Origin of the sequence: Weissella minor, from assembly GCF_001437425.1 — a bacterium.
GTDB lineage: Bacteria > Bacillota > Bacilli > Lactobacillales > Lactobacillaceae > Weissella > Weissella minor.
The window spans coordinates 26,377-51,913 of record NZ_JQCD01000031.1 but is presented as its reverse complement, the minus strand read 5'-3'; the positions used below and the strand labels follow the sequence as shown (position 1 = coordinate 51,913).

The 25,537-nt window shown below is 38.5% G+C and carries 22 protein-coding genes and 1 pseudogene; 7 read left to right on the top strand and 16 right to left on the bottom strand.

Going from position 1 to position 25,537, the window contains the following annotated elements; all coding sequences use genetic code 11:
* Position 1 precedes the first annotated feature (1 nt).
* From pfkB to rlmD, 6 genes are all read right to left on the bottom strand, one after another.
* Positions 2 to 916 (bottom strand): 1-phosphofructokinase, encoded by a 915-nt coding sequence (gene pfkB / locus IV67_RS07745; RefSeq protein ID WP_057788738.1) that lies wholly within the window; start codon positions 914 to 916, stop codon positions 2 to 4.
* Between the two features lies 1 nt (position 917).
* Entirely contained in the window at positions 918 to 1,685 is a 768-nt protein-coding gene (locus IV67_RS07740) for a DeoR/GlpR family DNA-binding transcription regulator (RefSeq protein WP_057788736.1), read from the bottom strand.
* A gap of 157 nt (positions 1,686 to 1,842) precedes the next feature.
* A complete protein-coding gene (locus tag IV67_RS07735) occupies positions 1,843 to 2,436 on the bottom strand; it encodes a 5' nucleotidase, NT5C type (protein ID WP_057788734.1) in 594 nt (197 codons plus the stop codon).
* Between the two features lie 225 nt (positions 2,437 to 2,661).
* Positions 2,662 to 3,234 carry a TetR/AcrR family transcriptional regulator gene (locus IV67_RS07730; protein ID WP_057788732.1) on the bottom strand — a complete coding sequence of 191 codons (573 nt, stop codon included), beginning with the start codon at positions 3,232 to 3,234 and terminating at the stop codon, positions 2,662 to 2,664.
* 139 nt (positions 3,235 to 3,373) lie between these two features.
* Positions 3,374 to 4,255: a 3-hydroxyacyl-CoA dehydrogenase gene (locus IV67_RS07725; protein WP_057788730.1), complete on the bottom strand. Its 882-nt coding sequence runs from the start codon at positions 4,253 to 4,255 to the stop codon at positions 3,374 to 3,376.
* A gap of 194 nt (positions 4,256 to 4,449) precedes the next feature.
* The gene (rlmD, locus tag IV67_RS07720) at positions 4,450 to 5,895 is read right to left on the bottom strand and encodes a 23S rRNA (uracil(1939)-C(5))-methyltransferase RlmD (RefSeq protein WP_083486712.1); all 1,446 of its coding nucleotides are present in this window, start codon (positions 5,893 to 5,895) and stop codon (positions 4,450 to 4,452) included.
* Positions 5,896 to 6,002: 107 nt separating this feature from the next.
* On the opposite strand from rlmD, the gene IV67_RS07715 reads away from it, so the two are divergent.
* The gene (locus IV67_RS07715; protein WP_057788728.1) at positions 6,003 to 6,743 is read left to right on the top strand and encodes a biosynthetic peptidoglycan transglycosylase; all 741 of its coding nucleotides are present in this window, start codon (positions 6,003 to 6,005) and stop codon (positions 6,741 to 6,743) included.
* A 215-nt stretch (positions 6,744 to 6,958) separates the two neighbouring features.
* Positions 6,959 to 8,512 carry a glutamine-hydrolyzing GMP synthase gene (guaA, locus tag IV67_RS07710; protein ID WP_057788726.1) on the top strand — a complete coding sequence of 518 codons (1,554 nt, stop codon included), beginning with the start codon at positions 6,959 to 6,961 and terminating at the stop codon, positions 8,510 to 8,512.
* 95 nt (positions 8,513 to 8,607) lie between these two features.
* Here the strand turns inward: guaA and spxB are convergent, their stop codons facing one another.
* The 6 genes from spxB to IV67_RS07680 all read right to left on the bottom strand — a co-directional run bounded on the left by spxB (position 8,608) and on the right by IV67_RS07680 (position 17,073).
* Complete coding sequence (gene spxB / locus IV67_RS07705; RefSeq protein ID WP_057788724.1) at positions 8,608 to 10,428, bottom strand: pyruvate oxidase; 1,821 nt, start codon at positions 10,426 to 10,428, stop codon at positions 8,608 to 8,610.
* Positions 10,429 to 10,803: 375 nt separating this feature from the next.
* Positions 10,804 to 13,029, bottom strand: a complete 2,226-nt coding sequence (ppk1, locus tag IV67_RS07700) for a polyphosphate kinase 1 (protein WP_057788722.1) — start codon at positions 13,027 to 13,029, stop codon at positions 10,804 to 10,806.
* A 2-nt stretch (positions 13,030 to 13,031) separates the two neighbouring features.
* Positions 13,032 to 14,405: a DUF2252 domain-containing protein gene (locus tag IV67_RS07695; RefSeq protein WP_057788720.1), complete on the bottom strand. Its 1,374-nt coding sequence runs from the start codon at positions 14,403 to 14,405 to the stop codon at positions 13,032 to 13,034.
* Positions 14,406 to 14,600: 195 nt separating this feature from the next.
* Complete coding sequence (locus tag IV67_RS07690) at positions 14,601 to 15,236, bottom strand: YczE/YyaS/YitT family protein (protein ID WP_057788718.1); 636 nt, start codon at positions 15,234 to 15,236, stop codon at positions 14,601 to 14,603.
* Positions 15,226 to 15,888 (bottom strand): cyclase family protein, encoded by a 663-nt coding sequence (locus tag IV67_RS07685; RefSeq protein WP_083486711.1) that lies wholly within the window; start codon positions 15,886 to 15,888, stop codon positions 15,226 to 15,228. The genes IV67_RS07690 and IV67_RS07685 overlap by 11 nt, the downstream gene beginning before the upstream one ends.
* 33 nt (positions 15,889 to 15,921) lie before the next feature.
* The gene (locus tag IV67_RS07680; RefSeq protein ID WP_057788716.1) at positions 15,922 to 17,073 is read right to left on the bottom strand and encodes an iron-containing alcohol dehydrogenase; all 1,152 of its coding nucleotides are present in this window, start codon (positions 17,071 to 17,073) and stop codon (positions 15,922 to 15,924) included.
* Positions 17,074 to 17,224: 151 nt separating this feature from the next.
* On the opposite strand from IV67_RS07680, the gene IV67_RS09315 reads away from it, so the two are divergent.
* Together IV67_RS09315 and IV67_RS07675 are read left to right on the top strand one after the other, a co-directional pair.
* Positions 17,225 to 17,347: a MerR family DNA-binding transcriptional regulator gene (locus IV67_RS09315; RefSeq protein WP_236698273.1), complete on the top strand. Its 123-nt coding sequence runs from the start codon at positions 17,225 to 17,227 to the stop codon at positions 17,345 to 17,347.
* Positions 17,348 to 17,359: 12 nt separating this feature from the next.
* Positions 17,360 to 18,031 (top strand): annotated as a pseudogene (locus tag IV67_RS07675) (MerR family transcriptional regulator); the annotation flags it as partial.
* 71 nt (positions 18,032 to 18,102) lie between these two features.
* On the opposite strand, the gene IV67_RS07670 reads toward IV67_RS07675, so the two are convergent.
* Positions 18,103 to 19,335 (bottom strand): MFS transporter, encoded by a 1,233-nt coding sequence (locus IV67_RS07670; protein ID WP_057788712.1) that lies wholly within the window; start codon positions 19,333 to 19,335, stop codon positions 18,103 to 18,105.
* A 217-nt stretch (positions 19,336 to 19,552) separates the two neighbouring features.
* On the opposite strand from IV67_RS07670, the gene IV67_RS07665 reads away from it, so the two are divergent.
* Entirely contained in the window at positions 19,553 to 20,776 is a 1,224-nt protein-coding gene (locus IV67_RS07665) for an MFS transporter (protein WP_057788710.1), read from the top strand.
* An 80-nt stretch (positions 20,777 to 20,856) separates the two neighbouring features.
* Here the strand turns inward: IV67_RS07665 and IV67_RS07660 are convergent, their stop codons facing one another.
* Entirely contained in the window at positions 20,857 to 21,342 is a 486-nt protein-coding gene (locus tag IV67_RS07660) for a methylated-DNA--[protein]-cysteine S-methyltransferase (protein WP_057788708.1), read from the bottom strand.
* Positions 21,343 to 21,413: 71 nt separating this feature from the next.
* Complete coding sequence (locus tag IV67_RS07655; RefSeq protein WP_057788706.1) at positions 21,414 to 22,004, bottom strand: TVP38/TMEM64 family protein; 591 nt, start codon at positions 22,002 to 22,004, stop codon at positions 21,414 to 21,416.
* Positions 22,005 to 22,142: 138 nt separating this feature from the next.
* Here IV67_RS07655 and IV67_RS07650 point away from each other — a divergent pair, with 138 nt between their 5' ends.
* Positions 22,143 to 22,817: a DUF6198 family protein gene (locus IV67_RS07650; RefSeq protein WP_057788704.1), complete on the top strand. Its 675-nt coding sequence runs from the start codon at positions 22,143 to 22,145 to the stop codon at positions 22,815 to 22,817.
* A 57-nt stretch (positions 22,818 to 22,874) separates the two neighbouring features.
* Positions 22,875 to 23,558 (top strand): ribonuclease H1 domain-containing protein, encoded by a 684-nt coding sequence (locus IV67_RS07645; protein WP_057788703.1) that lies wholly within the window; start codon positions 22,875 to 22,877, stop codon positions 23,556 to 23,558.
* A 220-nt stretch (positions 23,559 to 23,778) separates the two neighbouring features.
* Here IV67_RS07645 and IV67_RS07640 read toward each other — a convergent pair whose 3' ends face one another.
* A complete protein-coding gene (locus tag IV67_RS07640; protein ID WP_057788701.1) occupies positions 23,779 to 25,125 on the bottom strand; it encodes a TrkH family potassium uptake protein in 1,347 nt (448 codons plus the stop codon).
* Between the last annotated feature and the right edge of the window lie 412 nt (positions 25,126 to 25,537).

Here is a 25,537-nt window from a genome sequence, read left to right as displayed (position 1 = left end):
ATTAGGACTCCTTCATATTTTGTAGCGTTACTTGATTAAATAGCTCATCAATCAATTGCTTCTCTGCAATATCAGCACTAAAAGCAGTCGCCGTTCCGCTCGCAACCGCATACTTAAAACATTCGCTGTTCGACATACCTTGCGATAAAGCACCAACAAAGCCTGCGATCATCGAATCCCCAGCACCCACTGAATTGACCACTTTTCCAACCAATGCAGGGGCATAATACATTTCATCATTTGAAAAAAACATCGCGCCATCCCCAGCCATGGAGATAATTGCATGCTGCGCACCATCTTGAATCAAACGTTCACCAGCTTTTTGCACATCAGATAAACTTTCAATCGGTTGTTGATATAATTCTGCAACTTCAGCCCGATTCGGTTTTACCAAAACAGGGCCTTGTGCCAAAGTTGCTTTTAGCGCATCGCCAGTTGTATCGATAATAAATTGTGCACCGCTTTTCTGAACTAAAGTTACCAAATTTTGATAAATATCAGTTGGTAATCCACGGGCCATACTGCCTGAGAAAATTACAGTGTCTACTGCCGTCAAAACTGAGAACTTCGCTTTAAACGCTTTTAACTCATCTTCTGAAATCGTCGGACCACCCGCATTAATTTCAGTCTCTTGGTTACCTTTGATTTTTATATTAATCCGACTTGCTTCACTTACCGGTGTGAAATCCAATGCATCACTTGCTAAAGTCTCACTGATATAGTTCCCAGTAAAACCACCTAAAAATCCCCACATTTTTGAAGGGATACCTTGGTTAGCTAATAGACGACTAACATTAATTCCTTTTCCGCCCGGAAAAAAATGAGTCCCCTGCGCACGATTCGTCGCACCAAATTCCAAGTCATCCACCTGGACAATATAGTCAATTGATGGATTTAAAGTTACTGTATAAATCATCCTACGCCTCCGAAATGATAACCTGCGTCTGTTTTCTAATTGCCTCAAGCTCGCTCTGATCCGTCTGATTCGTGACCAAAACCGCTTCATTAACATCATTTACTTTTACAAAATTAACCGCACCAATTTTACTGGCATCCGCTAACACATAATTCTTCCGACTTTGTGCCATCACAGCCCGTTTCATTGCAGCTTCTTCCATATCTGGTGTCGTCAAACCTGCTTCTGCCGTCACGCCATTAATCCCTAAAAAACTTCTATCAAACTGGAGTTGTTGAATTTGTTGTACGGCATTAGAACCAATCACTGCATTCGTTGCCAACTTAACACTGCCGCCAATGACCATCACAGCCACCGATAAATCAGCTAATTTGGCAGCATGATTGACCGAATTTGTCACCACTGTTACCTTTGGAACAACTTGGGCTAGTAACGGAATTAAACATGCGGTCGTCGTGCCCGCATCCAGATAAATTGTTTCACCACCACGCACTTGTAACGCTGCTTGCTGCGCAATGACTCGCTTCTCTTCCTGATGCAAACTTTGCTTTTCATTAATCGTTTGTTCATGCATTTGGCTTGCGTACTGTTCTGAAAGCACTGCACCCCCATGCACACGTGTCACTTGTCCTAGATTTTCTAAATCAGCTAAATCCCTACGAATCGTTGCTGGTGATACTAAAAGTAAGGCACTCAATTCACTGACTGATGCTTGCTGTCTTTTTTCCAAAAGCGCTAAAATTTTTTCATGCCGTTCAACAATAATCATAAATGTAACCCGAGTTTCTTTTATGTAAACGTTTTCTTTTATAAACAAACTATACTGTTTATTGCCCACTAATGCAACAAAGTGATGTTTTAAACAATCACATATAATCATAATCAAACAAAAAAATGAGTATCATTTCTGATACTCATTCATCGAATTATTCCCAATGGGCCTTGCTGAAGCTCTCTTTATCACCATGTAATTGGTATGCCTGCTTAGTATTCACCATTTCAATTGATTGACGGATATTTTGATTGTCAGCATATTGTGTTGCCACGTCCTTTAAAAAATTAACCAATTCTTGGGACCAAACCAATTTTGGATCATGACCATATTGCAACCAAAAACTATCTGTCGTCGCATCATCCCAAGCACTGGCGCCGTGGTAAGGACGATCATCAACTAAAATTCCACCAGCACCATGCGCCAATCCTTTATCATGTGCCATCACAACCCGCTTGTAAAATGGATTTTCTTCCCCGTCACCAAAGTATTCTTGCAACCACACGATTTTATCTTGCCAAGCACTCGCATTATGCCATGGCGCAGTTGATAAAATATACATTTCATAAATGTCCGCTAAGGTGTTCACTGCGTCAATTGCCCCTGGCATGGGTTTCAAATCTCGAAAAACACCAGGAATCTGATCTGGTTTTTGTACCTGTTCATGCGTCATATCAATGGCATTCAATACCGTTAATGTATCCACTAAGACATTATCCATATCTAAGAAAAGTTTTGGCTTATTCATTTCGTTCCCCTTTTGTAACCGCATTCATATTACCGCTATTATACCGATATTCGCCCATAAGGTGAAGCTTTATCGTCATACACCCTCCGAATAGGGACACCAAGCACAACCTCATGCAAGCGCCATCCTGCTTTTTTGTCCCTGCTACAAACTGGCATAACCCCACGATTCGACTTACCTTTCAAAAAAAAAATACCTACAACAAGGTAGGCATTTTATTAACGATTAATTTTCTTCAATTTGAGGTTGGACAATCGGTTGAATTTCCAACCACGTTGATTCGAATAGTGTTTTTAACAATGGGTCTTCCCACATATTCACAAACAAAGGATGGTAAAACATAATAAACGTTTGCATCACTGTTAAACCACGTTGATGTCTGAAGGTTTCCCACGCCATAATACTCTCAACAGATTCAGAAAAAGCAACCAAACGCTGATTCAATAACTCATGATGACTCTCTAAATACTCTTTGTATAACTTCGTCAATTCTGGTTCAGCCACAAAAGCAGCGTGTCGATTCTCGGCTAACAACCACAACCAGTCATGAAGACGCGTCCCACGTTCGTCTTCTGGAGCTCGATCATCTGTTTCAAAAACAGGTCGGTCAATTGCTCGTAACCAGTCAATGACAGTTGCTTCAAATAAGTCTTCTTTGTTCTTAAAATGCTTATACAATGCTGCTGATGTAATATCAAGCTTACGTGCAACATCAGCTAAACGCGCCTTATCATAACCTTTTTGATTCAACACGGAGCGTGCAGCCTCAAAAATCTGTTCCTGATTAACTTTTGCCATCTATTCCATACACCTACTATAAATACCGAAGTATTTACTCCTTACTTAAAATAACATTCCCAATTTTAAATATAGCACATTTTTGCATTAAAAAAAGCTCGAATACATCATTGATGTTATCCAAGCCTTTTCCTTTGTATTACTTCAAGAATTCTGGGTCAAGGTATTCTGGGTTAGGGTAAGTGTAGAATCCCTTACCTGTTTCAACACCAAGCAAACCTTCATCAATACGTTCCTTGAATTTCTTAGCAGCATATTGACTGGCTTCGTCTGACTTACCATTGTGAATTTCATAAGCAGTATTCAAACCAACAGTGTCATATACAGCAAATGGTCCCATTGGAGAACCAGTCGCAATCATCCATGTCTTATCAATATCTTGTGGTTCTGCAACACCCTTTACCCAAAGTTCAGTTGCGGCACCCAAGAATGGTACTAACATGGCATTCAAAATGTAACCATGTTGTTCCTTGTTAACCATGATTGGCACCATCTTGATTTCACGAGAGAAATCGATGAATGTTTCAGCCAAATCAGCATCTGTTTCTGGTCCAGCCATGATTTCGGCTGTGTTGTTACGCCAGATTGTGTTAGCGAAGTGGTAACCTAAGAACTTGTCTGCACGTCCTGTGAATTCGGCCAAATCAGATGCAAGCATTGTTGATGAGTTTGTCACAACAATTGTTTCAGGATCTGCAAGCTTGTCGAATTCTTCGTAGAAGTCTTTCTTTGTTTCGATGTTTTCTGGCAAAGCTTCAATCACTAAGTCCGCACCGCTAAGTGCATCTTCCAATGAAGTTGTGTATGTTAGATGTGCTTGGGCAGCGTCTAGTTCTTCTTGTGAAGCTTCGTAGTAATCCTTAACGGCTTCTTCCCAACGGGCAACACGTGCCTTGGCACGGTCCAATGAACCTTCTGAACGTCCCCAGATAATGGCATCTTTACCTGAAAAGGCTGCCATATATGCGATTTGTGAACCTAAAGTTCCACCACCAGCAACTGTAACTTTTTGATAACTCATGATATTTCCTCCACATATTCTTAATTCAATAAGATAATTGTAACACAATTATATACTTTGTGTAAGCGCTTCATGCTCGATGTATCACAAATGAAAATGCATTATTACACCCGTGTAATATCTCAACAATTTAAAAACAGCTAGCCGTATCCCCTTGACACGTCTAGCTGTTTTATTGTTTCATGTGAAACATTTTATTTCTTTGTAAACTTCACAATACCTTCCCAACGGGCTGTCTGAGGGAACATATCAATTGATTGAATATAGTCAACATAATAAACTTTCGATAGGTCGACTAAATCGCGCGCTAACGTCGATGCATTACATGAAATATAAACAAACTTATTTGGCTTTGTCTTTAAGATGGTTGCTCGTAATTCATCGCCTAATCCGGTGCGCGGTGGGTCTACAACTAGCGCATCCGCAACCCAACCTTGACGCGCCCACTCTGGTATCAATGCTTCCGCTTCACCAATATAGTAGTCCGCATTCTCAATTCCGTTAGCTTCTGCATTTTCATTTGCATCATCAACCGCTTCCGGTACAGTATCCATTCCACGAACTTCCCCTGCTTGATCAGCCAATGAAAGCCCAATCGTCCCAACTCCTGAATATGCATCAATTAACTTATCTGCATGTGTTAAATCAAGGGCTTCAATTGCTTCTTGGTAAAGGCGGGCTGTTTGCTTGGGATTCAATTGTAAGAAAGCACGTGGGGACAACATAAACTGCTTGCCATTAATGGTTTCCGTAATATACTCACTTCCCCACAAATGCTTTGTGGTGTCACCCCACACAAGTGATGTTTTCCCAGAATTGATATTTTGATGTACTGAAACAACTTCAGGCAATTCCTCATTAATTCGCGCAATTAATTGACGAGATTTTGGTAACTTTGTTGAATTTGTAACAAGAGTTAATTGCACTTCACCGCTTGATTCAGATACACGTGCAATCAGCGTTTTAACAATCCCTGAATTACGCTTTTCATCGTAAACTGGAATTTCCAATTCTTCCAATAAATCACGCACCTTACGGACAACCTTCAATGTCTCTGGGTTTTGCGTTGAAATTTCAGGCAAATCGACTAATTCATGTGATTGTCGTTTGTACATACCGACGGCCAAATGATCTCCTTGTTGACGAACAGGGAATTGGGCTTTATTTCGATACCCCTCAGGGTTTTCCATCCCAATCGTTGGGCGTAGGTCAATATCTTCATAACCACGTGGACGATATTTTTCTAATGCTTGACGGATAACATCTTCTTTAAACTCAAGTTGCGCATCATAACGTAAGTGGCCTAATTCAGCCCCACCAACTTCTTGATTGTCCTTAGGGACAACCCGGTCAGGTGATTTTTTCTTGATTTTTTTAATTCGCGCTTCAATAAACTTAGGGCTCACTTGTGTCACAACAACATCCACAATTTCACCGGGCAACGCATTTGGAATAAACGTAATTTTACGCTTATAATAGCCAATCCCTTCCCCATTAATGCCAAGCCGCTTAATTGTAATCAGGAGTTTGTCCCCAACTTCAACTTGTACATCTTGTGATGCCTTATTCCTAGCTTGCGTGCGATTAAAATTCTTTTTCTTATAGTCTGCCATTCGTTCTACAAAGGTCACTTTCTTCATTAATTTAGTATTTCTTATTTTAACATAGCACCTCTTTAAAAGCCGGACTAAAAAAGTTATCATTAAGCACATGATTATTTTTAATCAGTTATCATAGGGGGAGTACCATGAAGTTTTTTAAGAGTTTATTCAAATTTTTATTCGCCATTTTCATTATAGCACTTGTCGCTGGGGGAATCTATACATGGGTCGTTATTGATAATGCACCCACTATTTCAGAAGCACAACTGAAAGAGAAAGCCAATCCTGAAGGTATTCAAGACTATGTCACAGCTGATTCAATTCCGCAACAATACCGGGATGCTGTCACATCGACAGAAGATGCCACATTTGAAACCAATAACGGGGTTAACTCTGACGGGCTTAGAGCTTTAGTTGTCAGTAACGTAAAAGCCCTCTTTGGCAATGGCGTTGGTCGTGGTGGGTCTTCCATCACCCAACAACTCGTCAAACTAACTGCCTTTAAAAATAATGCTGAGCCGACGCCTAAACGTAAAATCCAAGAAATATATCTTGCAACCAAATTAACACGTGAGTATTCTAAGGATCAAATTTTTGAGTTTTATGTCAACAAAATCTTCCAAGGTTATAATCGCTATGGCGCAGAAACCATTTCAGAATTCTACTATCAAAAGCCCCTCAAAAAATTAAGTTTAGCGCAACAAGCGACCATTGCTGGGATTGGCCAAACACCGGTTGAATATGACTTATATAAGAATCCAAAAGCCGTTGAAGAACGACGTAACATCGTCTTACTTTCAATGTTCAATAACAACAAAATCACTGAAAAAGCGTATAACCAAGCTATTAACACTAAAATCGATGACGGTTTAGTGCTTCCAAATTAACACTCTTAGGTAAGACTTCAGTCCGAAGTCTTACCTTTTTTTCACCACAATCGGCTTGTTTTGTATAATATAATTCGAATTTTAATCATTTCGCATGTAAATAATCGCATGTTAGTCATATTAGCGTTGATAGTCACGAACAATTAACAAAAGAACAATTGGCTTAAGGCAGACATTCCCGTATAATAAAGACAATTATAAAAAAGGAGGCCACCATGGCGAACGAACAACAGCACGATACTATTCTTGTATTGGACTTTGGTTCACAGTACAACCAACTTATTTCACGACGCATTCGTGAATTGGGTGTCTATTCTGAACTTAAGCCACACACCTTGACCGCTGAACAAATTAAAGAAATCAATCCAAAGGGGATTGTTTTCTCAGGTGGACCTAACTCTGTTTATGCCGATGGCGCATTTACAATCGACCCCGAAATTTTCGAGCTTGGCTTGCCAATTTTGGGTGTCTGCTATGGGATGCAACTTATGGCCCATATGCTACCAGGTGGAAAAGTAATTGCAGCTGATAATACAGCTGAATACGGTGAAACAACTGTATCAATTACTGACCCAGAAACAGTTCTATTTGCAGACACGCCTGCCGAACAAACTGTTTTAATGTCACACGGTGACAAAATTGAAGCAATTCCTGATGGATTTGAAGTGGTTGCCACTTCAGAACAAACACCATTTGCTGCCATGGAAAACCGTGAACGCAATTTCTACGGTGTACAATTCCATCCAGAAGTCCGTCAAACGGAAAATGGGATGAAGATTCTTGAAAACTTCATCGACCATGCTGTTCATGCGGACCGCACTTGGTCAATGGACGACTTCATTGAAGAACAAATCCAAGCGATTCGCGCTAAGGTAGGCGACAAGAAGGTCCTACTTGGCCTCTCTGGTGGTGTTGATTCATCAGTCGTTGGTGTTCTATTGCACCGTGCCATTGGCGATCAATTAGTTTCTATCTTCGTTGACCACGGACTTCTTCGTAAGAATGAAGCTGGTGAAGTGATGGAAGCCCTTGGTGGTAAATTCGGTTTGAACATCATCAAGGTTGATGCACAAGACCGTTTCTTAGACAAGCTAGCTGGTGTCTCAGACCCTGAGCAAAAGCGTAAGATCATTGGTAATGAATTTATTCAAGTCTTTGATGAAGAAGCTACTAAGCTTGACGGTATTGATTTCCTAGCTCAAGGAACTTTGTATACTGACGTGATTGAGTCTGGTACTGATACAGCTCAAACAATCAAGTCTCACCACAATGTGGGTGGTCTTCCTGAAGACATGCAATTCCAACTAATTGAACCTTTGAACACACTCTTCAAGGATGAAGTTCGTGAATTAGGTGAAAAGCTTGGTATTCCACATGCTTTGGTATGGCGCCAACCATTCCCAGGACCTGGTCTTGGAATCCGTGTCCTTGGTGACATTACTGAAGGTAAGCTTGAAATCGTCCGTGAATCAGATGCAATTTTGCGTGAAGAAGTTGCAAAGCACGGTCTTGAAGATGAAATTTGGCAATATTTCACTGTCCTAACTGGTGTTCGTTCAGTTGGTGTTATGGGAGATATTCGTACCTATGATTACACGATTGCGATTCGTGCCATCACTTCAGTTGACGGTATGACTGCAGAATTCGCACGCATCCCTTGGGATGTCCTAAACGAAATCTCACGTCGTATTGTAAACGAAGTTGATCACATCAACCGCGTCGTCTATGATATTACAGCTAAGCCACCAGCAACTGTTGAGTGGGAATAATTTAAAAAGGCTCTAACCATTAGGCTAGAGCCTTTTTTATTGTCCAAAAAAAGAGGTCCTGAAAAATCAGGACCTCTTTTAAAGTTATTTACTAATTAGAAACTAAACTTGTTTCCATTTTCTTCCTTAATATACTTTGACTCTAGGCCTTCAGCTTCAAGGAATTCACGAAGTGGCACAAGCTCTTCAGCTTCGTACTTCGCCTTATATGCGTTAACAACATCTTCACCGTACAAGTTTGCATCAACCTTCAAAGTTTCAACAGGAATTGGACGATCCTTAGTAATCTTGGCATCAACCACAACCACACGACCTTGGTTATAGTAATCAACTGCTTCCTTCATTACACGATCAATGTCTTCAATTCGGCTAACAGTCAAACCAACCGCACCTTGTGCTTCGGCAATCTTAGCGTAATCGACATCAGTGAAATCAACACCAACATTATACTTGTTTGTGTCTTCATACTTGTTCTTAATGAAGCCATATTCAGTGTTAGTAAAAACAACGTTAATAACTGGCAAGTTATAACGTACGTTTGTCACAACGTCAGGGTATGACATTGAGAACGCACCGTCACCGATAAGGTTCCAAACTTGACGATCAGCATATGTCTTCTTTGCCGCAATACCACCTGGCAACGCAATTCCCATTGAAGCAAACAATGGTGATGTACGCCACATGTTCTTTGGTGTCATGTGTAAGTGACGTAGTGACATTTGTGTCACATTACCAACATCAGTTGAATAGATGGCATCTTCATCAGCATACTTATTGATAGCATTATAAACTTGGTAAGCCTGTAGGTCACCTTCGGTCTTTTGCTCCAACTTGTTCATGTAATCACGCCAGTTTTGTACGTTCTTAACGTTTGCATCCCACCAAGCTGATTCAGAAACTGCTTCAACCTTAGCTAAGATTGCTTCAACGGCTTCACCAGCATCACCAAGGATGGCAACATCAGTTGCATGACGCTTACCAAGCATAGCTGGGTTATTGTCAATTTGAACAAACTTATCAACGTTACGGAATGTTCCTTCAACTTCTGAGAATGGGAAGTTTGAACCAACAAACAAAACAGTATCAGCTTCAAGCACCATCTCGTTAGCTGGCTTCCAACCAACACGGAAAGTTGAACCTGTCAAAGCTTCAAAGTTCCATTCGAAAGTTTCAAAATTCTTACCCGTTGTGATAATTGGTGCCTTCACTTTACGAGCCAATTCTTGAACGGCTGCTCCATGTCCCATAGTTCCCATACCAGCATAAATAACTGGACGCTTAGCTTGGTTCAAAATTTCAGCAGCAGCTTCAATTTCAGCATCTTCTACTGGTGCTGACTTGTAGTTTTGGAAACCAAGCCCTGAAGAATACAATGGTGTTGAGTAAAGTGAATCTGCATCAACTTCAGCGAAACCAAAGTCAGCAGGTACTTCAAGTACGGCTACACCACGCTTAGCAATTGCTGTACGAATGGCATCATCAACCAAATGTGGCAATTGTTCGGGTGTTGCGACACGACGGTTATAAACGGCAATGTTTTCATACATTGGGTTTTGGTTCAATTCTTGGAATGAATCCATGTTCAATTCACGAACAGGCTTTGATCCCAAAATGGCCAATACTGGAATGTTATCCATCGCAGCATCATACAATCCGTTAATCAAATGAGTTGCACCTGGTCCACCAGAACCAACGGTAACACCAATGTTGCCACCGAACTTCTTTTGCATAACGGCGGCCATTGCACCAACTTCTTCGTGCTTAACTTGCAAGAATTCAATATTATTTTCAGGATCTCCAATAGCATTCATCAAACCACTTAGGGTTCCAGACGGAATACCATAAATAGTATCAACGCCCCAGCCTTCCATTACTTTCAAAGCCGCGAGTCCGGCTGACATTTTCTTATCAGTCATTTAAAAATCCTCCAAATATGTTGTGTAAACGTTTTCTTATAATTATTAATTCTATGGGACGCAACCGCTCTATGTCAACCTTTTTAGACGATATACTCACCTTAATATTCCGACTTTGTTCATATTTTTGTTCCATGTGAAACAGCCTACAAATCAACTCAATCGTTGGAGGATTTTAAAAAAAACGTATTATTTTTTCTCCAATCCATCAAAAACACTTACTTAAAATCACATTTATAATCCCACCCTTAAGCACGTTTCACTGTTTTAAATTTTGATACCTTATTTAAAAGATTTAAAATATTCAGTAAAAAAAGACCCAAAAAGTATGTACTTTTTGAGGCCTTTAGTTAATAAAACAACGTGGCTAACGGCTTATTTTATTAATAAAATCACAAATAAAATAATTACCATTATTAACAAGATTAAATTAATAATACGTGCTGTTCGCAGTTGTTTTTGTTGATTATTTTCTAACGAAGCATCATATTCAGTTGTTTCATGTGAAACAACTGGTTCAATTTTTGGCTCATCTTGCTCTCGATCAGAAATACGATTGATAAATGTTTGTTGTGCCGATTTTCCAGAAGGTATATCTCGCTTGAAATAGCGTCCATCCAAATTAAGGAATGAACCATCTACATCATCTTGACTATATAATTCGATAATATCCAACAACTCGTTTTGTACCTTCTCACCTAGGATAGGTGCAGCCAATTCAACACGATTATCCATATTACGGGTCATTAAGTCTGCCGATGAAATCCATAACTGCACTGGTTGATCTGAGAAAAATGCATAAATTCGATTGTGCTCAAGTAACTCACCCACAATGCTTGAAATCACAATATTCTCTTTTTCACCACAGATTCCCAACTTTAAACAACAAGCACCACGTACAATAATTCGAAATGGCACGCCAACTTTGGCCGCATCATAGATTGCTTCAATCACTTCTTGATCCGTCAAAGCATTGGTTTTTAAGAAAACATGTCCTTTTCCAGTTGCGATGAATCGTTCCGTTACTTTTTGAATATTCTGAATAACCATGTCTTCAATTCGATGTGGTGAAGCTGTTACCACTTCATAATGTGGTGGCTCAGCATCATCCGTCTCTAGGTAATTAAAGAAACGTGCAAGGTCATTCACATAGCGTTGATCACTTGAAAATAAATTCAAGTCGACAAATTGTCCTGCCGTCTTTTCATTATAATTTCCAGTTCCAATATGAACATAACCAGTTGGTTTATCACCTTCATTTTTCAAAACCAAACATGTCTTACTATGCACCTTCATGTTTTCTTTTCCAAAATAAACAAAACAACCGGCATCTTCCAATTCTTCCACAATATCTAGATTATGTTCCTCATCAAAACGAGCCCGTAATTCAACAATTGCAGAGACGTGAATCCCCTTTGCTGCAGCTTCCTTTAGCAATGCAATAACTTTAGAGTTATCAGCAACACGGTAAATTGTTTGCTTAATTGCAACGGTATTCGGATCGTTGATGGCCTCTCTTAGGAAAAGCAAAAATTGATTAAAACTATCATACGGATATTGAATCAACAAATCTTGCTGGTCCAAGTAATTAAATAATGAACCCGTCCCCGACCATTCGGCACTTTGATAAGGTGGGTACTTCAACTCAGTATGTTTTTTGCTGTAAATCTTTGAGAATTGAAATAAGAAAGTCAAATCTAACGGTCCTGGTACATTATAAACACCAGTTCCACGCACATGCGTTTGCTGAATTAATTGTTCAAAAATTCTAGATTCAGCATTAAATTCATGTTCTTGCTGCTGTATTTCAATTCGAGTTGTATTTCCGCGTTCTCGGGCTGCTAAGTATCTTTCCATTGTTTCAATGGTTCCGGCACTATCGTTGTCACCCATCTCAGCATCCATTTCAACATCTTTATCACGAGTAAGCCGGAAAGTTAGTGTTTCCAAAATTCTTGCATCTGGGAACAGTTGGTTAAGATTATTCCGAATAACATCTTCAAGGAGTGTAAAATAATCTCTCTCATTACGCTTAAGACGAACAAGTCGGCTAAGCTTTGGTGGTACTGGAATTAGTCGTACAGATGTTTTTCCAGCTTGCGCTAGTCGTACACAAATTGTAATCGCACCATCTTTAATCTCTGGTCGACTATGTTGTGCATCGAATGTAAGCACATTTAAGAAGGGCATTAGACGATGCCGGAAGTATTGATCAGCTTCTTCTTGATATTCAGCCGTTAACTGGTCGTATTGCTTTAGCGTAAAAATGTTACGCTCTTCAAAAATAGACAACAATTCGTATAACGTATCATATTGTTGTGAAATATTTTTATTATTTCGCGCATGAATTTGAACTAATAGTTCCTGGGGTGTTAATCCTGACTTGGGATCAATTCCGTCTTTTCCTAAATTGACCTGATTTTCAATACTTGGAATTCGAACATTGTAAAATTCATCTAAATTATTAGAAGCGATAGCTAAGAAGTTTAGCCTTTCCAAAAGCGGATTTTTTGAATCAGCAGCTAGATTGATAACCCGTCGATTGAAAAGCAACCAACTCAGATCTCGATTATAAAATTGACCTGTATATATATCTTTCATAGTTATTTTTCCTCAATAAAACTTTGATAATCATATTCAACTTGCTCTAAATAATTATTGGCAAAATCAACGAACGCTTGACTCATCCATGGCTGACTTTTTAAGTAACCAATAATCATGGGGAATGTTGGTGACTGACTATGGGCACGCGCCAACATAATGGTACAGATTAAAATATAGTCCTGATAAGACGACCAATTTAATTTCTCCAGTTTAATTGACCCCTTCATATCCTTGAACTGACGGACATAAAAGCTATGGTCATCCGTGTCAAATGAACCTAAGAAAGCATCCGACGCACTTTGTAGAATACGTTGACTATCGACAATATTTTCTCCCTGCGTGTGATGACGACTTTGGTAAATACTTGATTCTTCATATATTGGCAAAGCTTGTTTAATTTGCAAGACTAAATAATTTTCATCGGCATCAACCAACAACATTAAGTAGCACAGTGTTCCGACACTTCCCACACCAACACTATGTCGAACAATGTCAACGATATGAAAATCTTCCAAGAATAAACGGACATCACTACGTGTATGATCCACATAACTTCGATATCCATTAATCAACGACTGGTTATCCTTCTCACTAATGTGAATTGTTACGGGTTCGTTTTCAATGAACCGGCGTGTCCCATCAGCTTGTACTTCCGTGTATTTTTTAACAGCAGAATTTGAATCGCTATTTTTAGCTTTTTTTACACTTTTACGGACCAAGGTATCAAAAGAATCCTCAAAATGAGCTGTCGTATCTTCTAATTTACCAAAATTTTGCGTTAGATTATCAAGGGTGCTTGGTAAAGAAAACTTTTGAAGCGCTGGTAATTCACTCATATGTTCTAGTGTATCTCGGTATGTGTCCACAACCTTAACTAAGAATTTATTCACATCTTTTAATTCTAGCTCTTGCTGCTCTGCAACAAGCAAACAACTAACCAAGAATCGCTTTAGATCATACTCCCAGTGTCCAATCCGAGACTCATCAAAGTCATTCATATCAAATAACAATTGTCCTTCAGGGGAACCATAGAAACCAAAATTACCAAGATGGGCATCCCCGCCAATCAGTGCTTTGATTTGACTACTAGCCTGCTGATCCAAATCAAAATTCATAATATCAACGGTACCGCGGAAAAAAGCAAAAGCTGAACCGGACATACGCTCTCTTTTTGTTTCTAATAATTCTTTCAAAAGGAGTTCATTACGAACATTCATGATGCTCTCAACATCACGTTTTTGGGCTGTAAAATTGCTAATATGCTTTTCACTAGCATCCTCGCCCATAAGCCTTCCTTTTTCTATCAATTGCTCATTGCTTAAGGCCACGTCGGTCCCTTCAAAATTGTAGGGTGAATTTGGTCTATGTGACATATCACAGCCTCCTCAATAATCTTATTACTTGAATTGTACTATATTATGATTAGATAATCTGTAACCTTAACATTTCAATCGGTTTCTATATAAAACATACAGGCTTATTTTCATCAAAAAAGCCGAAAAAACTTTAGCCTTCAACTAAAAATTTTTTCGACTTATTTATTTTCAATGTTTCATATGAAACAATTTTTATGCCGTGATTCCAGCAAGTTTATATGAAAAACCAGATGTTACTTTCATTAGTCTATCAATAATTGGTCCAAAGGCAACAATTGATATAATTGTTCCGATTCCCCAAGGTCCACTCAAGATAAATCCTGCGATGAATAAAATTAAGTACACAATTGTTAGAGATACACCATAGCTTAGATGAAACCACTCACCCACTGATAAAGCAAAAATATCTGATGTTTGATAGCCCAAATCCATGGGAATATAGTAAGCCAAGGCTACACAAATTAAGATACTCCCCAGTAAAATATACAGACTATTCACAGCAATAGATGGCTGAAAATTAAACAACCGATCTACAATTGGGGTAAAAAAATCTATACACGGACCGATTCCAAAGCAAAAAGCAAATGTCCCAAAATTCACTAATTTTCGATTTAAGAAAAAGAACAGAACAAACATACTACCTTCAAATACTAGCGAAGCTACGCCCAAAGTTATGTTGAATGTATTAGATAATCCAAGTTCGAACATTGTCAAAGGATCTGAACCCCAATTCGCTTTGACAAAAAGGACAACACCCAAAGCACAAATTGGCACAGCAGGTAAAACTGCTAAACATTTGCGAACATATCTTAAGACTTTATTGCTCACTGCTTGCTACCTCAATTGCAACTGGTCGCACAGGAGACCCATCTGTATGCATGTTCAAAGGAAATGCTGATAAATAAAATTCGTCAGCCGTTAAGTCAGCAAAATGTGCCCAATTTTCCCCAATCATTAAATTATTTGAAGAAAACAAATCATGCACTGGGAAGTCCTCTCCACCAGTTGAATCGGCATTAATTGTATCAATTCCCAAGAACTTTGTACCTGCGTCCACTAAGGCTTGTGCCGCTTCACGATTAATATATGGATTGTTCAAAAAGTCATCAGTCCCGATCGTTTTGTCATTCCATCCTGTTTGAATCAACACAAACGGACGCTCTTTAATTAAAGGTAATGCCGCTTCGATATCAGCTAACGTAATTGCTTCTGAAGCACCTTTTTCAGGTACAACAATCTTCAAGCCTTTTCCAAAGAACATATCTAAATTCATTTTATCCACAAAATTTCCTTCGTTTGCAAAATGATAAGGGGCATCGACATGGGAACCAGACTGTGATCCCACAAAAACACCAAATAGATTATATCCTTCATTTTCGACCGTCGTTGCCACATCAATATTTGGTTGTGGGTCACCTGGGTAAATTGGGGTCTCGTTGCTCAATGGTAATGATAAATCCACAAAATTCTTAATCGTCATCTTTAATACTCCGTTTCTTTAAGGTCATGCTTGTTACAGGTTAAAGGCTTTTTTTAATATTTGAACATATGCATCTTCAGTTAACGGCTTGGCATTATCAGCAGTTAGGTCATTTTGCATCGCAGTCGTTGCGATGTCAGCAAAATCAGATGCATCAAATTTTTCAAATGAAGCTAAATCCGGGAAAGCAAATTGCTCAATAAATTCGTGCAACGCAATTACACCTTCACGTGCAACTTCATCTACCGATTTGCCATCCGCATTCACACCCATGGCTTCACCAACGTTTGCATATCGTTGCCAATCAGCATCCATACTGTATTCGACGATTGGTTCGAGCAACAATGCATTCGTAAGTCCGTGAGGTAAATCATATTTGGCACCCAATGTTTCGGATAGCGCATGAACCGCTCCCACATTGGCATTAATAAAGGCCATCCCCGCCATGGCTGATGCATTCAACATATTCTCACGTGCTTGAATATTTTCTGGGTCGTTAAAAGCAACTGGCAAATTGGCTTTAACAAGTCGAATTGCCTCCAAAGCTAAGGTATCTGAAATTGGGTTATGCGATTTGACTGTGTAAGCCTCAATCGCATGTGTTAGAACATCCATCCCTGGGCCAGCAGTCGTACTTTTAGGTAGTGTCACCGTCAAGTTAGGATCCAAAATAGCAACAGTTGGAATTAAATTAATTGGATCAAACATGGCCATTTTAAAATGTCTTTTCGTGTCATCAATGACCGCACAAAATGTCACCTCTGCCCCCGTCCCAGCGGTTGTTGGAATACAAATATTAGCCAGCATAGGTTGTTCTAAATCTCTGGCGTCCCAGTCTGAACATTTTCCACCATTCGTAATCAGGGCCGCAATTGCTTTAGCTTCATCTAGCGCTGAACCGCCACCTAAGCCAATAATGAGATCTACTTGATTATCAATGGCTAACTTAGCCCCTTCTTCACAGTCATAATCTCTTGGATTTGGCTGTACTTTCGAAAATTGAATGACATCAATCTGGTTATCCTTCAATTTTGTGATGATTTTATCAACCGTTTCGGATTCATTAAAGAATGGTGTACATACAAGCATTGCCACTTTAGACCCAAGTCCTTTTGCTTGCTCAGCCACTTCATCGATTGCCCCTACTCCTGAGATAATTCGTGTTTGATGATCAAAACTAAACATAGTTTGTTAACTCCTTCACTAATTTTTACAACAAAATCATTATGAACCTTACGGTTACAAGAGAGTAAAGCATAGAATTTGTATTTCATAAAAATAAATATGAATCATGCTAGATTAACTTGTAGATTGCACGCTAAAGGAGCATAAAATCATGGATAAAAAACTTTATAGCATTGGCGAATTCGCCAAACTTGTCGATGTTAAACGTCAAACCTTGCTTTGGTATGATGAAATAAATTTATTTAAACCCTATGAAATTAGTGAAAAGGGTTAGCGTTACTATACACTTGATCAATTAGAAAACTTTTCTGTCATTCGTAACCTAAAAGATTTAGGAATTTCTCTCGAAAAAATTAAAGAAATAATTGAATTTCGCACACCTACAACCATGCAAAAAATATTCAAAGAACAAATTAGCACTATCGATACCAATATTTCCCAATTAGAACGACAAAAAACGTCACTAAGTAATTGGTCTCAATTAATTGACCGTCTACCTACCTTACCGCTCGATACGGTATTTATTGAATACCAAGATGCAGCCTCCTTGTTAGTAAGTCATAATTTAACTGACCTTCCCGAAGAGTCACGCAGCTTAGAAATCACCAAATTAAATGAATATCGATCCCAATCAGCTCAAATTGCTGAAAGCTTAGGTGGGATTGTTTCTCTGGAAAATTTTAATAATAATCAAACAATCTATGATTATTTCTACCTACCGGCTTACCACCCCGCGGATAATTACACTAAACAAGCCGGTTATTTCGTATCAATTTATTATCAAGGTGACTACACCCAAACATTCCATGTCTATCAGAAAATTAGAGATTTTGCCGATGAAAATCAATTAGAATTAGGGGCTAAAATATTTGAACAAAGTCAAGTTGGTGAGCTGACAGCGTCTAATCCAGAGGCATATATCACAAAAATTTCCGTTCCAATTAAAAGTCATGCGTAACTAAATTTGTACCCTTAAGGCAAATAAAAAGGATGAATCTGCTCTAAAAAAGCAAATTCATCCTTTTTTCATCATACAGTCCGATTTAGGCGCCAATAAACAACTATTGAAATGATAACAACCATCAAACCATACCCAATAAAGATTGGGCTTGGATTGGAATGCATCAACGTTGCCAAACCACTCGCTAATGCAATCCCAATTGGATAGCTCGCAGTTGTCATAGTTCCAGCGACCGTAAATAAGGCCCCTCGCGCATCAGAATCAAAAGTCTGTTGATAAAATGTGTTTTTATATATTAACGCTGGTGCAACAATCAGCCCAATGATCATGAGTAAAATAGCAGTTGTTGGAACATTATTTGATACCCCGATTACTGAAAATAGCACACCATGTAGCCCAATTGCGCCAACAACAATCGATACTAACCATTTTGGATTTGGTTGCACCTTGCCCACCACGATTGACCCTAAAACAATGCCAATTGATGTCATAGATTCAAGTAATCCATATTGGCTTGCTCCGGCCATGAAGTGCTGTTTCACTAATATTGGCATAAGCACGGTCAGACCTGCCCAAAGTAACATATTCCACAAAAAATCCATTAGCAAAACATATAACAATGTGTGATTGCTCAAAATTGTATGAAATGCTTGTTTTAGATTATCAAAATATCCCTTATATTCATCTGCTTTTTCATTAACGTGGTCCCTTGAAACCATGATTAATTTTGAAACACGCCATATGCATAAGGCAACTACTATATAGAGAACCGCTACCAACATGTAAACTTTCAAACCGTAACCTAAAGCCATTACCATCCCCGATAATAATGAGCCAAAAATATACGTCATATCAAAACTCATCGTTGTTAGCGCATTTGCAACAACTCGTTCTTCACTCACCGGAAAAATATCTTGAATAAACATTGAATTTCCACCCATTAATAAGGGCTTTACTGCACCACTAATCACAAGTAATCCAATAAATATTGTAAAATCAAACATCGATTTGAGTGGATTGAACATTAAGAATAAAAAGACAGATGCATTTGTTAAATAGGCAAAAATCATCAAATTCGACTTTTTAAATTTATCCAAAAATCCACCTAAAAATGGTCCGATTACCAATGCTGGTAATTCTAATGCGCCTAGAACGATGGCGATCACCAATGGTGAATTAAATTTATTATATGCAATCCAAATCAAAGAAATATTTGCGATGCTAGCTGCTAAATTACTTAAAATAATACCAATATATAATGTTCTGAAAGCATTATTTTGTAATGCTTTTACGTAAGTCAAACCATGCCCTCCCAACTCAATCTATACTGTCTGCTTATCATTTTTAAATTAGATTTTTATTAGAGTATACTATATCATGTAAATTTAACAATCGACATTTTAAAACAGAGACACATCAGTATATTAATTGCATAATATACGTTCACATAGAATTGCATATTAGCCTAAATTATGATAAAACAATTAGATAATAATAAATATAGATTGGAAAAAAGCCATGCCCGCAATGTCAAAAAATTTAAAATTAAGATTAATTTGCTCTTTCTTTAATCGCATTGCATCTTTTGCAATTACACCATTCATGACGCTTTACTTTGCCGTAAACATCAATGTAAAAGCAGCCAGCTTAATTGCGATTACTCAAATCATTATCGCCTACTCTTCTAACTTTATCGGTGGTTATATCGGTGATCATTTCGATGAAAAAAAAGTTCTTTTCCGTGGCCAGACTGTGCATGCCTTGCTCCAATTTATGCTCGCCGGACTCATGTATATCCACGCCATCCCGACGACCATTGTTATCATGTACTTCATAAGTATTTTTGTCAGCAATCTTTATAAATCAACCTTTTCTTCACTGCTAGTGGCATCCGTGAATGAAGAGAACCGCAAACTATCCTTTACAATCGACTACCTTGGCCTCAACGTGGCTTTAGCTATTGGTATGATTCTTGGCGCTCTAACCTTTAATAATACCCAATACATTGTTTTTCTGGTTTCCGGCTTCATTATTCTATCAATTGGTTTTGTGTTGAATCACTGGTATGAATCTGATGCTCAAAACACTACCCAGACGATACCCCGTTTAGCGCTAAAAGAACAATTTAAAGAATTATTGCGTGGCTACAAGCAGCCTTTGCAAGATGCACCATTTAGAAATATGGCCATCGGTGTCTCTCTAACTTATTCTGTTCAACTAGCATTACCAAATGGTATTAGTGTCAATTTAAAAGAACAATTTCAGACCGTTACACTATTTAACAACATTCAATTAACCGGTATCAAAATGTTTACCTGGTTACAAATTGAAAATGTCGCGGCTATTCTACTTTTGACAATGGTGATTTTTGCGTACTTTTCAGTCAATATCTCATATAAACGCCTCATGGCAGTCATTATAATTTTTATCATTACTTATGCTTACATGTTTTTATCTCTAAATTGGGGCATTCTACTGACACTCGGTTTAATTGGTAGTATCTGTGAAGCTTTAATTATGCCCGAATTTCAGGCCATTCAATCTAAATTAATTCCTTTAGATAAAAAAGCGACCTATGTTTCTTTCAATCAACTTGGTTCTTATTTATCTCAACTCATTACCGCGATAGGACTATATGTATTAGCAGCTTTTGGCCCATCAATTGCTGCCATATTTTCTTTATTATTTGGTATTATCGGCATCCTTTTAGTTAAACCAATTTTGAAAAATAAAACTGTATAAACGCACGATTAAAACCCGACTGGTTAGACTTTCCTAACCAGTCGGGTTTTATTTTTTCAAAATCAATCACATCTCGACTTCTAACGCTCTAATTCTAACAAGCGCTTTTTCATTTCTAAACCGCCGCGATATCCTGAACCACCTTTGTTTTTTGAAACAATTCGATGGCATGGAACGACCATTAAAACTGGATTTCTTCCTATTGCTGTGCCAACTGCTCGTGCAGCTTTCGGTTTACCAATTGCATCTGCAATTTGTTGATAAGTTTGCGTTGTTCCATATGGAACATTTCTCAATGCACTCCAAACTGATTCTTGAAAGTCAGTTCCATGAATGTCACATTGAATCTCTTCCAACACATTTTGACCTTGAAAGTAGCTATTTAATCGTTGGGAAACAGACTTATTGAGCCCACTATCTTGAACTAATTCATATGTCGGATAAAATTTTTGAATTTCTTCCAATCCGGCATTTGGTGATCCAACAAAGGCCAACCCTTGGTCTGTTGAAGCAATAATTAATTCCGCATCAGCGACGCTAACCACATCATAATACAATCTATCCATATCCTAAACTCCCTATACTAAGTAAGAACCCCCTTAAAATCATTGATTTAAAGGGGGCCGTTATATTTTATTTAAACATACTTCATAAGCCAATCAGCACCGTATACCATGGCCATGCTATACGCCAAAATCGTTGCTGGCTTACATAATACAATAATGGCCGTAAATTCGCGCCATGTCATTTTCGTCAAGCTTGTTAATAATATTAGTGCATCATCCGGCGCAACTGGCGCCAAAATCAATAGCGCAAAGGTTATATGCCAACCTTTACTGTCCAATTTACTCATATATTTATCAATCGTCTTTTGACTGACAAATATATCAATAATTTTATGCCCATACCGACGTCCTAACCCGAATAGAATCAGCGATCCCGCAACAATTCCAACATAATTATAGATAAAACCCCAGAATGGACCAAAGACGATTACACCAACTCCCAAGGAAATTCCACCTGGTATAATCGGAACCACAACCTGTATAGTTTGAACTAGAATGAAGACAATCGGTCCCCAAATTCCCACGCGTAAAATCAATTCTTTTAATACATGCGGATCTGTGAAAGCCCCGGCTTGGTATAGCCGGTACCCTAAATAAAAGGTTAAGGCAATTCCAAAATAAGATATATAGTTTACAATTCTCTTTTTCGTCTTTAATGTCATAGCTCAGCCTTCCTCGCAAACATTCATTTAAGTAAGTATGGCGCTAAATTCTTCAATTTATCATAAATTTCAATATATATCTTATTTTTTTAGCCAATAGAGATAAAATTTGTTAGACTATCAACCAGGAGATAATATATGTACAATATAAACGGACAAACAAGACATTTAACAAATTTTCAAAGCATTCTATTTTTACTCATCGGATTACTTTTAAATGCGATTGGTAACGGTTTAACCGTCGCAACTAATATGGGATCTGCCCCATGGACTGCTGCAGCAGCCAATTTATCCAACGTAACCCACTTGCCAATTGATTATTTTCTATTTAGCTTTGGACTAATTGCTGCAATTGCAGTCACACTAATCTTACATCATTTTGATGCGGTCCGTTTCTTTAGAAACCTAGCTTTTGTCTTTATCTTTAGTATTGTCATCGGTGCAACTGCTACATACTTCAAACATTTAGGTGTCAACGACCTCGGATATTGGGTACGCCTAATATTAGATTTAGTAGGTATCACCATGATTGGTATGGGAATTTCCGTGACTCAACGTCTCGCAACATTCTTACACCCGCTAGACGATTTGACAAACGTTATGCGCTTTAGGTACTTCAAAGGAAATGTTGTCGTCGCACAAACACTTAACTTTGCCATTCCAATGCTAATTTCCCTTGTGATTTGGATTGTGACAAAAGAAATCGTTGCGGTTAATATCGGGACAATTTTCTCATTCTTATGCCAAGGTATGGTCATTGCACGCGCAGATCGCTATTTGATTCCACGCCTTGTTCATCGAAATAAACTATAAATGTTTAAATGAATCCAATTGGATTCATTTTTTCTTTTTCAATTGGAGGCTTCACCTATGAAAACATATGCCATTATCGGTAATCAATACGAAGGTTTATATACTGAACCATGGTCCAAAGTACAACCTTATACCCAAACCAAGCCCGCACCCAAATACAAAGGTTTTACAACAAAAAGCGCGGCCCAAGCATGGTTTGACGACCAAAAAAGTACAGCACGTCAATATACAACCGCATATGATGGTAGCTTCACTGCCGCTCCCAATCAGTTTTACATTTTTACAGACGGCGGTAACCGTAACACTGGAAATCATGCCGGTGGTCATGTTAACGATACTGATAAAGCAGCGTGGGCCATCGCAATCTATGCTGGAACTGATTTAAAAAACGCTGTCTACACAGATAGTAAAGGCTATTTAGGTCGAACGAACAATGAAATGGAGCTATCAGCACTCATTAACGCGCTATTACAAGCGCAACGTACCGATGCTCCAATCACTATTGTTAGTGATTCAAAATATGTCCTCGATGGTGTCACAAATTGGATGTACAATTGGCAAGCAAATGGTTGGCGCAAACAAAGTGGTGAAATCGCCAACTTAACTGCTTGGAAACAAATCTTTGAATTGGTCAAAACACTAAACGACCGGTTATCGTTTATTTGGGTTAAAGGTCACGCTACCAGCGATGGTAATATCCTTGTGGACCAATTGTTAAACGATGCCATGGATAATCTGTAAACTTGCAAAGGCTCGTCAGCATGACGGGCTTTTTTCTTTATCATAATATGTGAAGAATCGAACAAGAGGAAAAGACAGGAAACCGTTAGGCTTTACAAGAAAAACAAAAAGGCGAACAAAACTCTAAGCGCCTTTAAACAGATTAAAATTATTAAGTGAAACAATTCACATAATAGATATAAAAAAGACCTCAAAGGCTAATCCTTCAAGGTCTTTAATGCTATCCAATCATGATTTCTTCGGTTGGATATTGATGATGACTGCTACGTTCATGGATATTCAATACTGAAAACATAACCGTATACAAACCAACACGGCCGATAAACATAACAAACATAATGACAATTTTCCCAACAACGGACAAATCAGGCGTCAAACCTAATGAGAAACCGGTTGTTGAGAAGGCTGCAATCACTTCAAAAGTAATATATTCCAAGCCATGTCCATTCGGAACGGTTTCTGTAATGGACAAAATAAGCGATGCGACTAGTACAAACGCCAATGATAATACCGCTAACATCATGGCTTTAATGATATTAGATTGACTGATTTGTCGATCACCGTAAGTCACGTGTTCTTGACCAAGCAAAGCCGCAATCGATTGTCGCCACAAAATCCCCAATGTGGTCGTTTTAATACCACCAGACGTGGATCCAGGCGTTCCACCAACGAACATCAATACCATTAAAATAATTAATCCACCGCTTGAGATGGATGACATCGGCACAACTTCAAATCCGGCTGTACGTGGGACGATTGATAAGAACAACGTATCCATTAATCGATCTAAATTGGTCAACCCTGGTAGTGTGCTCAAACCGCGTTCAGTTAATAGGAAACCGAAGAAGCCAACCACAATTAACCAACCTGAGGTTGAAAGCGCGATTCGTGTATGCAAGCTTAAACGACGTCGTTGTCGTTTAACCAATGTCATTAAGTCTCGCCAAACCAAGAAACCTAATGAACCCGCTAAAATTAAGAACATCCAGACCGTTAATACATAAGGGTCATCTTGAAATATTGAAACCGGCTGTGGAAAGAACGTAAATCCCGCATTTCCAAAAGCCGAAATAGAGTGGGCCACACTGTAATAGACACCTTTGCCCCAACCAAAGCGTGGCACAAAGTCAAATGCCAACAAGAAGGCCCCAACCACTTGGATAATCGCTGATAATGAAAAGACATACGTCAACATAATTTTCACATCTGCTAAGTTTCGTAAATTAAGCGCATCTTGCATGAGCAAACGGGCTTTTAAGTCGATTCGTCTTCGCGTAATCGTTAATAGCAAAACCGTGAAGGTCATAAAACCTAATGCGCCGATTTCGATCATAATTAAAATAACAATTTGCCCGAACAGCGACCATGTACTGGCCGTTGGAAGCGTTGTTAAACCTGTAATCGCAGTTGCAGAAACTGCCGTAAATAAAGCATCAATAAACGACACCTGAACACCCGCATGATGTGCAATCGGCGTTTGCAAAATTAGAGCACCACTAACGATGATAATTAAAAAACCGAACGTTAAAATTTGGGGTGGGGTAAGTCGATCTAAAATTTTTTTCATGATTAAGTCACTCCCAACTATCACACTTATTATACAGAAGTTTTCCCAAAGTTATACACATCATTTGTAGAAAACTTGTGGAAAAAAGACTTATTCACACCATGCCTGTGGATAACTTGTGCACAACTTGTTCATTTTTACCCCGAACCCCACCTAATATGGGGATAATTATGCTGTGGATAACTTCAATACTAGTATTTGTGTCTTGCAAAATACTGATTTAAAAGCATTTTATTCCTGTGGATTAGCTTAAAACTAATGTTTTTTGTGGATAACTTTTCATCAATGTGGATAAAAGTGTTTTTGTTCGCTAATAAGTTTTAAATATGGACATTTGCTATTACAAAAACATAAAATGTATTGTACTTACGAACATTAACGCGTTTGTGAAGGTTTATTTTTGGTGGTAACT

Coding starts and splice junctions, on each gene's coding strand:
- IV67_RS07640 (WP_057788701.1), bottom strand. CDS start 25,125: ATGAAAAAAATTTTAGATCGACTTACCCCACCCCAAATTTTAACGTTC.
- IV67_RS07645 (WP_057788703.1), top strand. CDS start 22,875: ATGAAAACATATGCCATTATCGGTAATCAATACGAAGGTTTATATACT.
- IV67_RS07665 (WP_057788710.1), top strand. CDS start 19,553: ATGCCCGCAATGTCAAAAAATTTAAAATTAAGATTAATTTGCTCTTTC.
- IV67_RS09315 (WP_236698273.1), top strand. CDS start 17,225: ATGGATAAAAAACTTTATAGCATTGGCGAATTCGCCAAACTTGTCGAT.
- IV67_RS07685 (WP_083486711.1), bottom strand. CDS start 15,888: ATGACGATTAAGAATTTTGTGGATTTATCATTACCATTGAGCAACGAG.
- IV67_RS07695 (WP_057788720.1), bottom strand. CDS start 14,405: ATGTCACATAGACCAAATTCACCCTACAATTTTGAAGGGACCGACGTG.
- spxB (WP_057788724.1), bottom strand. CDS start 10,428: ATGACTGATAAGAAAATGTCAGCCGGACTCGCGGCTTTGAAAGTAATG.
- IV67_RS07715 (WP_057788728.1), top strand. CDS start 6,003: ATGAAGTTTTTTAAGAGTTTATTCAAATTTTTATTCGCCATTTTCATT.
- rlmD (WP_083486712.1), bottom strand. CDS start 5,895: ATGAAGAAAGTGACCTTTGTAGAACGAATGGCAGACTATAAGAAAAAG.
- IV67_RS07735 (WP_057788734.1), bottom strand. CDS start 2,436: ATGAATAAGCCAAAACTTTTCTTAGATATGGATAATGTCTTAGTGGAT.
- IV67_RS07660 (WP_057788708.1), bottom strand. CDS start 21,342: ATGGATAGATTGTATTATGATGTGGTTAGCGTCGCTGATGCGGAATTA.
- IV67_RS07650 (WP_057788704.1), top strand. CDS start 22,143: ATGTACAATATAAACGGACAAACAAGACATTTAACAAATTTTCAAAGC.
- pfkB (WP_057788738.1), bottom strand. CDS start 916: ATGATTTATACAGTAACTTTAAATCCATCAATTGACTATATTGTCCAG.
- IV67_RS07730 (WP_057788732.1), bottom strand. CDS start 3,234: ATGGCAAAAGTTAATCAGGAACAGATTTTTGAGGCTGCACGCTCCGTG.
- IV67_RS07655 (WP_057788706.1), bottom strand. CDS start 22,004: ATGACATTAAAGACGAAAAAGAGAATTGTAAACTATATATCTTATTTT.
- IV67_RS07680 (WP_057788716.1), bottom strand. CDS start 17,073: ATGTTTAGTTTTGATCATCAAACACGAATTATCTCAGGAGTAGGGGCA.
- guaA (WP_057788726.1), top strand. CDS start 6,959: ATGGCGAACGAACAACAGCACGATACTATTCTTGTATTGGACTTTGGT.
- IV67_RS07740 (WP_057788736.1), bottom strand. CDS start 1,685: ATGATTATTGTTGAACGGCATGAAAAAATTTTAGCGCTTTTGGAAAAA.
- IV67_RS07725 (WP_057788730.1), bottom strand. CDS start 4,255: ATGAGTTATCAAAAAGTTACAGTTGCTGGTGGTGGAACTTTAGGTTCA.
- ppk1 (WP_057788722.1), bottom strand. CDS start 13,029: ATGAAAGATATATATACAGGTCAATTTTATAATCGAGATCTGAGTTGG.